The following is a 6,561-nucleotide window of genomic DNA, read 5'->3' on the forward strand; positions in this document are numbered from 1 at the left end:
CGCCAAGGCCGTCCAAGGCCAGATCGACTGGGACCCGGCGCTCTTCACCTACGAATTCGGCGACCCCGACTCGCGCAATGACAGCGACTCGGCCCCGCACACCATGCACGGCGTCGTCATCAACCCGTTCTTCGAGTGGGACGGCGACCGCCAGCTGCGGATCCCCTACCACCAGTCGGTCATCTACGAGGCGCACGTCAAGGGCCTGACCGAGCTCCACCCGGAAATTCCCGAAGAGCAGCGCGGCACCTATGCCGGCGTGTCCCACCCGGCCGTGATTGAGCACCTGAAGAAGCTCGGCGTCACCGCGATCGAGCTCATGCCCGTCCACCAGTTCGTCAACGACGGCACGCTCGAGGAGAAGGGCCTCAACAACTACTGGGGCTACAACACCATCGGCTTCTTCGCCCCGCAAAACACCTACAGCTCCTCCGGCGACGTCGGGCACCAGGTGCAGGAGTTCAAGGCCATGGTCCGCGAGCTGCACAAGGCCGGCATCGAAGTGATCCTGGACGTGGTGTACAACCACACCGCTGAAGGCAACCACCTCGGCCCCACGCTGTCCTTCAAGGGCATCGACAACCAGGCCTACTACCGGCTGGTGGACGATGACCAGAAGCACTACATGGACTACACCGGCACCGGTAACTCCCTCAACGTCCGGCACCCGCACTCCCTTCAGCTGCTGATGGACTCCCTGCGCTACTGGGTGACGGAAATGCACGTCGACGGCTTCCGCTTCGACCTCGCCTCCACCCTGGCCCGCGAGTTCTACGACGTGGACAAGCTGTCCACCTTCTTCGAACTCATCCAGCAGGACCCGATCGTCTCCCAGGTCAAGCTGATCGCCGAGCCGTGGGACATCGGCCCGGGCGGCTACCAGGTGGGCAACTTCCCGCCCCAGTGGACCGAGTGGAACGGCAAATACCGCGACACGGTCCGCGACTTCTGGCGCGGCGAGCCCTCGACCCTGGGCGAATTCGCCTCCCGCCTGACCGGTTCCGCGGACCTCTACGAAAGCTCCGCCCGGCGCCCGGTGGCCTCGATCAACTTCGTCACGGCGCACGACGGCTTTACCATGCGCGACCTCGTGTCCTACAACGAGAAGCACAACGACGCCAACGGCGAAGGCAACAACGACGGCGAATCCCACAACCGCTCCTGGAACTGCGGCGAGGAAGGGGACACGGACAACGACCAGGTCCTGACCCTCCGTGCCCGCCAGCAGCGCAACTTCATCGCCACCTTGCTGCTCTCGCAGGGCGTCCCGATGCTCCTGCACGGCGACGAGCTCGGCCGCACCCAGCAGGGCAACAACAACACCTACTGCCAGGACTCCGAGCTGAGCTGGATCCACTGGGACGCGATGGACCAGCCGCTGGTGGAGTTCACCGCCGTCGTCAACAAGATCCGGCACGACCACCCGACGTTCCGCCGCAGCCGCTTCTTCGACGGCCGCCCGGTGGTCCGCGGTGAGGGCGAGAAACTGCCGGACATCGTCTGGCTGAAGACCGACGGCACCGGAATGCTCCCGGAGGACTGGGGCAGCGGCTTCGGCCGGACCATCGGCGTGTTCTACAACGGCCACGGCATCCAGGAACAGGACTCCCGGGGACGCCGGATCACCGACGACAGTTTCCTGCTCGGCTTCAACGCCCACGACGGCGACGTGGACTTCGCCCTGCCGGCCGAGGAGTACTCACGGTTCTGGGACGTGCTGGTGGACACCGCAGACCAGGCGGACACTGAGGCCCCGCTGAAAGCCGGGTCCGTGCTGAAGCTGGCGGCAAAGTCGATGGTGGTGCTCCGGGCCCACTCCGGCCCCGAGGTGGAGGTGGACTACTCCGCGGCAGCCTCCCTCGCCGCGATGGCCGAGCACGAGGATTCGGCGGATGCAGGTTCTGCGGACCCGGCACCGGAAGCACCGGCGGACCCGGCACCGGAGGCGCCGGCTCCGGCGGACCCGGCTCCGGAGGCCCCGGCAACCGGCGCCTCCAAGGGCCCGGCTAAAGCCTCCGGCTCGAAAAAGGCGGGGGCCGACAAGCCGAAGACCCCGAAGGGCCGGGCTAAATGAGAACCCCCGTCTCGACGTACCGGCTGCAGATCCGGCCCGGGTTTACGCTGCAGGACGCCGCGCAGACCGTGCCGTACCTGAAGTCGCTGGGCGTGGACTGGATCTACCTCTCGCCGATCCTCACGGCGGAGCGCGGCTCGGACCACGGCTACGACGTCACCGATCCCTCCGCCATTGATCCGGACCGGGGCGGCGCGGACGGCCTGCTGGCGGCGTCGGCCGCCGCGCGGGAGGCCGGCATGGGGGTGCTGGTCGATATCGTGCCCAACCACGTCGGCGTCGCGACCCCGGCCCAGAACCCGTGGTGGTGGTCGCTCCTGAAGGAGGGGCAGCAGTCCCGCTACGCGCAGGCGTTCGACGTCGACTGGGACTTCGGCGGCGGCCGGGTGCGGATCCCGGTGCTGGGGGACGACTCCGACGTCGACGCGCTGGAAATCAAGGACGGGGAACTGCGCTACTACGACCACCGCTTTCCGCTTGCAGAGGGCACGTACACCGCAGGTGACTCCACTGCCGACGATCCCCGCGAGGTCCATGACCGTCAGCACTACGAACTGATCGGCTGGCGCCGGGCCGACACGGACCTGAACTACCGCCGGTTCTTTGCCGTCAACAGCCTGGCCGGGATCCGGGTGGAGATCCCCGAGGTCTTCGATGAAGCCCACGCGGAGGTTGTGCGCTGGTTCCGGGAGGGGCTCGTCGACGGGCTGCGGATCGACCACCCGGACGGCCTCGCCGATCCGGAGGGATACCTGCACCGGCTGCGGGAGGCCACGGGCGGCAGCTACCTGCTGATCGAGAAGATCCTGGAACCGGGCGAGGCCCTGCCGGCCGGCTTCGAGTGCGAGGGCACCACCGGCTACGACGCCCTCGCTGACGTGGACCGGGTGTTCGTCGACGCCGCGGGCCAGGCCCCGCTTGACGCGCTCGACGCCGAACTGCGCGGCGGTGCTGCCGACTACGAGGACATGATCCGCGGCACCAAACGGCGGATCACGGACGGAATCCTGCACTCGGAGATGCTCCGGCTGGCACGGCTGGTCCCTGCCGCGGCAGGACTGGGCCAGGAAGCCGCGGCGGACGCACTGTCCGAGATCATCGCCGCGTTCCCGGTCTACCGCGGCTACCTTCCGGAGGGTGCTGACGTCCTGAAGGAGGCATGCGAACTCGCGGTCCGCCGCCGCCCCGAACTGGAAGGCGCCGTCGGCGTGCTGCTGCCGCTGCTGCTCGACGCGCAGGCAGCCCCCTCCGCAGAACTCGGCATGCGCTTCCAGCAGACCTCCGGGATGGTCATGGCCAAGGGCGTGGAAGACACCGCGTTCTTCCGCTACACCCGGCTGGGCACCCTGACCGAAGTCGGCGCCGACCCCACCGAGTTCGCCGTGGCACCGGAAGAATTCCACACCCGGATGGCCCGGCGCCAGGCCGAGCTGCCGTTGTCCATGACCACCCTCAGCACCCACGACACCAAGCGCAGCGAGGACACCCGGGCCCGGATCTCGGTGCTGGCCGAGCTCGCACCTGAATGGCAGGCATCCCTGCAGCGGCTGCAGAAGCTTGCGCCGCTGCCGGACGGACCGCTGGCCAACCTGCTGTGGCAGGCCGTCGCGGGCGTCTGGCCCGCAGACCGGGACCGGCTGCAGTCCTACGCGCAAAAAGCCGCCCGGGAGGCCGGGAACTCGACCAACTGGATCGATCCGGACGAGGCCTTCGAGGCGAAACTTGCAGCCGCCGTCGACGCCGCCTTCGACACCCCGGAGGTGACCGCCGAACTTGAGTCCCTCGTGGCCCTGCTGGAGCCCTACGGGGCCGCCAATTCCCTGGGCGCCAAGCTCGTGCAGCTCACCATGCCCGGGGTGCCGGACGTGTACCAGGGCACCGAATTCTGGGACCGCTCGCTGACTGATCCGGACAACCGGCGGCCGTTCGACTTCGGTGCCCGCCGGCGCGCCCTCGCCGCGCTCGATGCCGGTGAGCGTCCGGCGTCGTTCCTGGACGAGGCAGCGAAACTCCTCGTCACCTCGCGGGCCCTGCGGCTGCGCCGGGACCGGCCGGAGCTGTTCACCGGGTACGCCCCGGTCACCGCCACGGGCGACGCCGCTGCGCACCTGCTCGCCTTTGACCGCGGGACTCCCGCAGCCCCGGGGGCGCTGACGCTCGCCACCCGGCTGCCCCGCGGGCTGGAGCAGCGCGGCGGATGGCAGGACACGACCGTCGAGCTCGCCGCGGCCATGGCCGATGAACTGACCGGTGCCACACACGGTCCGGGCGCCGTGGCGGTGGGGGAGATCCTGCGGGACTACCCCGTGGCCCTCCTGGTGCCCACCGCCTAAGCAGACCTTCGATATGGGGAATAGTACCGACATGGGGAACGGAAGAATGCCATGACCTTGCCTGCACACGGAAGCGACCGCTTCGATCTCTGGGCACCGGAAGCGCAGGACGTCACGCTCCTCGCTGACGGCCGGAAGTACGACATGACCCGCCGCGGCGCGGAGGCACCCGGCTGGTGGACCGCCGCCGGGGCGCCCGCCGCCGGGGACGTGGACTATGGCTACCTGGTGGACGGGGATCCCACCCCGCTGCCGGACGCGCGGTCCCGCCGCCAGCCCGCGGGCGTGCACGCGCTCTCCCGCACGTTCGACGCCGGAGAATACCAGTGGGCTGACGGCCAGTGGGCGGGGCGGGAGCTCAAGGGCGCCGTCATCTACGAACTCCATGTGGGCACCTTCACGCCGGAGGGAACACTGGACGCCGCGGCAGGGAAGCTGGCGTACCTGGCGGAGCTGGGCATCGACTTCGTCGAGCTGCTGCCGGTCAACGGGTTCAACGGCACCCACAACTGGGGCTACGACGGTGTCCTCTGGTACGCCGTGCACGAAGGCTACGGCGGACCCGCCGCGTACCAGCGCTTCGTGGACGCCGCCCACGCCGCCGGCCTGGGCGTCATCCAGGACGTCGTCTACAACCACCTCGGCCCCAGCGGCAACTATCTTCCCCGGTTCGGGCCCTACCTGAAATCGGGGGAGGGCAACACCTGGGGCGACTCGGTTAACCTTGACGGCCCGGAGTCGGACGAGGTGCGCCGCTACATCCTGGACAACGCCGCGATGTGGCTGCGCGATTACCACGTGGACGGCCTGCGCCTGGACGCCGTGCACGCCTTCAAGGACGAGCGCGCCGTGCACCTGCTGGAGGACTTCGGCGCCCTCGCCGACGAAATAGCCGCCGAGACCGGACGTCCGGCCACGATGATCGCGGAATCGGACCTGAACAACCCGCGCCTGCTCTACCCGCGGGACACCAACGGGTACGGGCTGGCCGGGCAGTGGAGCGATGACTTCCACCACGCCGTCCACGTCAACGTCAGCGGCGAAACCACCGGCTACTACGCCGACTTCGACTCGATCGGGGCACTGGCCAAGGTCCTGGAGCGCGGGTTCTTCCACGACGGCAGCTACTCCAGCTTCCGCGCCCGCCATCACGGCCGGCCCATCGACCCGGCCCAGGTCCACCCGGCCGCGCTGGTGGTGTGCAGCCAGAACCACGACCAGATCGGCAACCGTGCCACCGGGGACAGGCTGTCCCAGACCCTGGGCTACGGGCCGCTCGCGCTCGCCGCCGTCGCCACCCTGACTTCGCCGTTCACGCCCATGCTGTTCATGGGCGAGGAATACGGGGCCACCACGCCGTGGCAGTTCTTCACCTCCCACCCGGAACCGGAGCTGGGCAAGGCGACGGCCGAGGGCCGGATCAGGGAGTTCGAGCGCATGGGCTGGGACCCCGCCGTCGTCCCTGACCCGCAGGATCCGGAGACCTTCACCCGGTCCAAGCTGGACTGGGCCGAGGCCTCGGGAGGGGACCACGCCCGCCTCCTGGAGCTGTACCGGGCGCTCATCGCGCTGCGCCGCACCACGCCGGACCTGACGGAACCCGGTTTCGAGGACACCGCCGTCGACGTCAGCGAGGACGAGGGCTGGCTGCTGCTGCGCCGCGGCCGCACCGAGGTGGCGATGAACTTTTCCGCCGAGGCGCGGCGGGTCCCGGTCCGCGGGGCGGCCCTGGCCCTGGCAACCGACGACGGCGTCCGGCTGGACCCGGCTTCCGATGCTGAACCCGCTCATGGCGGCGCGGCGCCGGCCACAACACTGCATCTACCCGGCCACAGCGCCGCGGTACTCACCCACTAAGGCAGGATATGACGTATGACATATTTGGCAGCTGATACCCGCTACGACTCCATGCCCTACCGCCGCGTGGGGCGCAGCGGCCTGAAACTCCCGGCCATCTCACTGGGCCTGTGGCACAACTTCGGCGACGACAAGCCGTTCGAGATCCAGCGCGCCATCCTGCGCCGGGCCTTCGACCTGGGCGTCACCCACTTTGACCTCGCCAACAACTACGGACCGCCCTATGGCAGCGCCGAGACCAACTTCGGCCGCCACTTCAAGGACGACTTCAAGCCGTACCGCGACGAGCTGATCATC

4 protein-coding genes are annotated in these 6,561 nt (G+C 69.0%); all 4 read left to right on the forward strand.

Annotated features, from left to right (window positions below):
* The coding region (gene glgX / locus LQV45_RS15305) for a glycogen debranching protein GlgX (RefSeq protein ID WP_230007771.1) at window positions 1–2,074 on the forward strand (2,074 nt) is incomplete at its 5' end.
* On the forward strand, window positions 2,071–4,407 hold the full coding sequence (treY, locus tag LQV45_RS15310; RefSeq protein WP_230007772.1) for a malto-oligosyltrehalose synthase: 2,337 nt from the start codon (window positions 2,071–2,073) through the stop codon (window positions 4,405–4,407). The genes glgX and treY, both read left to right, overlap by 4 nt.
* Window positions 4,408–4,458: 51 nt before the next feature.
* Complete coding sequence (gene treZ / locus LQV45_RS15315; RefSeq protein ID WP_230007773.1) at window positions 4,459–6,264, forward strand: malto-oligosyltrehalose trehalohydrolase; 1,806 nt, start codon at window positions 4,459–4,461, stop codon at window positions 6,262–6,264.
* Window positions 6,265–6,279: 15 nt separating this feature from the next.
* The coding region (locus LQV45_RS15320; RefSeq protein WP_230007774.1) for an aldo/keto reductase at window positions 6,280–6,561 on the forward strand (282 nt) is incomplete at its 3' end.

It is taken from the genome of Microbacterium sp. Bi128 (assembly GCF_918698205.1).